Genomic DNA, 2,289 nt, shown 5'->3' with positions numbered 1-2,289 from the left:
GAGAGGCTGCACGAGTCTATCACCTCGCACGTCCGGTCCGATGGATGCGATAAGGAGCTAGATGCGTTAGCCCAGATGGGTAAGCTAGCCTTTATGGCATTGATGCGTGAGGTCAATGCGCAGAGAGCGGCTTAAATCAGGCCGCGCTCAATCAACACGGAGGCGATGCGGGTATTGGGTCCGCAGTCGGGGCATTGCTCCGACTTGCCACCCCCGGTCCACACGGCATCGGGCTCGGCATCACAGACGTATGCCCCGCAGTCTTGGCAGTAGCACTCGCTCTTGCCACCCGTCGCCCCGTAAAGGTGGTCTCGGAGCGCCTCTTCATCGGTCATATCTCGGTCTTGCATGCTCTCTCCTATCATCGGTGGGTTCACAGGTATATACCCCCACGAGGCGAGCCCGTCAAAACTCTCTCAGATCACAGGGCAGATCACTGTGATCTGAGGTGTGATCTGGACAAGCAAAAGCGCCCTACCCCGTGAGGGATAGAGCGCCTTGAGATCACCACAATCCCTTCTCAGTTGGTGTGGATTGCTTCCACAATCGGGTTGATTCGCACGTTGAAGGTGGGGTCCGAAGCATCCTTCTTGTGGCCCGCAGCGCGGCACGAGTGGCACCAGCTCTGGTAGTAGACTCGGCCACGAGCTTTGTAGTGGCGAAGGCCGATAAGCTCGTCAATCTCGAAGATGCCCTTGGCCACTTTGCCGCAGTAGGGACACTCATGCTCCAGAGCTTCCCAAGGCTGGAGGCGACCAACCATGCCCCGGTGCCCGCCCCGAGTGATCTCAGGGAACTTCTTTTGAAGGGCGTCGTACAGCTCGCCCGCATCCTTCTTGGAGACTTCCGGCTTGGCGTGAATCCAGCATCGGATGAAGTCTTTGCGGAGAGTGACGGTCTTGGCGGTTTTGCTTTTCATGGTGTGTCCTGTGGTTCGTGGTGATCTTCGTTGGCTTCATAGGTATATACCCTAGCGCCTACCCACCGTAAAAACTTTCTTTCACGATTCTTTCAGGGGCTCGATAATCCCCATCTTGTACAGGCCGATACGCCCTTCGTACTCGCGCTCGAATGCGTGGGCACCGCGCTCGATGAATGCCTCATCGACATCTTGGCCATCGAAGATTTCTCGGTAAGCCTCCCAATCCCCCGGCAGGGGCTCGGACAGTTCGATAGGCTGGTCACTGGCAAGCTGCTTGATGGCTTCATCCGCACATTCACGGGCGACCGTTCGGATTTTGGAGACGAGTCCTTGCATGGTGCTCTCCTTAAATGTTGGCTTCGATGACGTCCAATTCACATTGAGACGAGACGTTGTGTGGCTTCTAGGGGACTATACCCTAGTGGCCAAGGGGCGTCAAAAAGAATCGCATAACGGACCTCAATAGGATTCTTTTTGACGCTCGCCCCTTGTGAGGGTATATACCTATGAGCCCAGAGGAGATGGACAGATGACGGAACTTACTTTCAAGCGCATTCGATCGGGCCTCTACCGCAGCGAGTCCACCACCGTGTTGGTAGGCCCCAACGGTGAAGAGGAATCACAAGAGGTGGTCATTCACGTAGGGAAGCAGAACTGGAACGGCTCGGATACGTGGTCGGTTCAAATCTGGCGCTCGGGTAACGAGTGCGGCACCCACGGGCTGGTGACGGGCAGCGACTGCCCCTGCCGCACCTACAAGGAAGCTAAGGCACAAGCCGCTGTCATGGTGGCCGCAGGCTTCAAGTACCACTCGCAAGTCGGCTACTGCCTCCGAGGGTGAGCCTAACCCCCAGATCACAGGGCAGATCACAGTGATCTGGGCTGTGATCTGTCAAGAGGGGCATAATCCTTTTGTAGGGCGTGTGCATTGTGCAGACCTAACCCCTACTTTTGGAGAACCCTCAATGTCAGACCTCAGAAACAAAGTCATCAAGCTAGCTCACGATAAGCCAGAGCTTCGCCCTCATCTGCTCCCGGTCCTAGCGGAAGGCAAAACTGCCGCCTATACGGACATGTTTCATTTTGTGGGTAACTTTGACCCAGCGGTGTGGGCAAGTGCTCTGCCCTCTTATCTGCGTAAAACCAGTTGGAAGGTCAACATGTTGTCAGATCTTAATTTCACCGTAGAGGGTTCGGCCTATAACGGCCCTCAGTGGACCCTAAACTTCAAAGGAAGGCCGATGGCGGTTGATGTAGCAAGCGGTACGGTCTACGTGCAGTACCACTTGGAGGTATCGTCACCCGACCTACAGTATGACCACGGGGTACCTATCGAAAAGAGCATTGATGGGGGCAAGAGGTCTACC

The 2,289-nt window shown here is 55.7% G+C and carries 5 protein-coding genes; 2 read left to right on the top strand and 3 right to left on the bottom strand.

The features are described from left to right. Positions 1-131 precede the first annotated feature (131 nt). The 3 genes from V6D20_23900 to V6D20_23890 all read right to left on the bottom strand — a co-directional run bounded on the left by V6D20_23900 (position 132) and on the right by V6D20_23890 (position 1,258). Positions 132-350: a hypothetical protein gene (locus V6D20_23900; protein ID HEY9818824.1), complete on the bottom strand. Its 219-nt coding sequence runs from the start codon at positions 348-350 to the stop codon at positions 132-134. Between the two features lie 170 nt (positions 351-520). Further along, entirely contained in the window at positions 521-919 is a 399-nt protein-coding gene (locus tag V6D20_23895) for a hypothetical protein (protein HEY9818823.1), read from the bottom strand. Between the two features lie 81 nt (positions 920-1,000). Continuing rightward, positions 1,001-1,258: a hypothetical protein gene (locus tag V6D20_23890; GenBank protein HEY9818822.1), complete on the bottom strand. Its 258-nt coding sequence runs from the start codon at positions 1,256-1,258 to the stop codon at positions 1,001-1,003. A 154-nt stretch (positions 1,259-1,412) separates the two neighbouring features. Between V6D20_23890 and V6D20_23885 the strand changes: the two genes are divergently transcribed. Further along, complete coding sequence (locus tag V6D20_23885) at positions 1,413-1,763, top strand: hypothetical protein (protein ID HEY9818821.1); 351 nt, start codon at positions 1,413-1,415, stop codon at positions 1,761-1,763. Positions 1,764-1,887: 124 nt separating this feature from the next. Further along, the coding region (locus V6D20_23880; protein ID HEY9818820.1) for a hypothetical protein at positions 1,888-2,289 on the top strand (402 nt) is incomplete at its 3' end.

It is taken from the genome of Candidatus Obscuribacterales bacterium (genome assembly GCA_036703605.1).
Lineage (GTDB): Bacteria > Cyanobacteriota > Cyanobacteriia > RECH01 > RECH01 > RECH01.
Note: the sequence above shows the minus strand (reverse complement) of the source record. Positions and strands in the feature narration are given on the sequence as shown.

Excerpts from the sequence above, each read along its gene's own strand:
- V6D20_23900 (HEY9818824.1), bottom strand. The coding sequence starts at position 350 with ATGCAAGACCGAGATATGACCGATGAAGAGGCGCTCCGAGACCACCTT.
- V6D20_23895 (HEY9818823.1), bottom strand. The coding sequence starts at position 919 with ATGAAAAGCAAAACCGCCAAGACCGTCACTCTCCGCAAAGACTTCATC.
- V6D20_23890 (HEY9818822.1), bottom strand. The coding sequence starts at position 1,258 with ATGCAAGGACTCGTCTCCAAAATCCGAACGGTCGCCCGTGAATGTGCG.